Annotated in this window: 1 protein-coding gene; it reads left to right on the forward strand. The window is 31.2% G+C overall.

Annotated features, from left to right (window positions below; translation table 11 throughout):
- Nucleotides 1-71: 71 nt before the first annotated feature.
- Nucleotides 72-475, forward strand: a 404-nt coding sequence (locus R0K30_RS21055; RefSeq protein ID WP_410612702.1) for a hypothetical protein, incomplete at its 3' end; no start/stop codon positions are given.

A 475-nucleotide genomic window follows, 5' to 3' on the forward strand; every position in this document is an offset into this window, starting at 1 on the left:
GTTATTATAAAAAATGCTGGAGAACCTGGCTTTAAATTAAGAGTTGATTTACTTATAGCGGAGAAATAACTATGGAAGGTAATACAATAAACATCTTGTATATAGATGAGGAAAAAGATCAGTTAGCAGATTTTCAAGCAGATGCTGAACTATCCGATTTGTTTAATAAAATATACTTGTTGGAACCTAACACTAACTTAGATGATATGGTTGCTGAAATTTTGGAACTCAAAGTTGATGCAATAATTTCTGATTTTGCATTAAATGAATCCGCAGTTATTAGTTATAATGGAGAGCAGCTTTTAAATGCAATTCAAAAGATTCGACATAACTTTCCATGTTTTCTAAGAACATCACATGAAGATGCTGCAATTTTAAACTCTTTTGATGTGAACAGGATATATGTTAAAGAGGATAGTTTAGAGCATAATTCTGAGAGGAACTTATTTAAGAAAGTTGCAGACCAAGTAAGTGC

The sequence above is a fragment of the Bacillus sp. SIMBA_154 genome (assembly GCF_046536015.1).
GTDB classification, from domain to species: domain Bacteria; phylum Bacillota; class Bacilli; order Bacillales; family Bacillaceae; genus Bacillus; species Bacillus pumilus_P.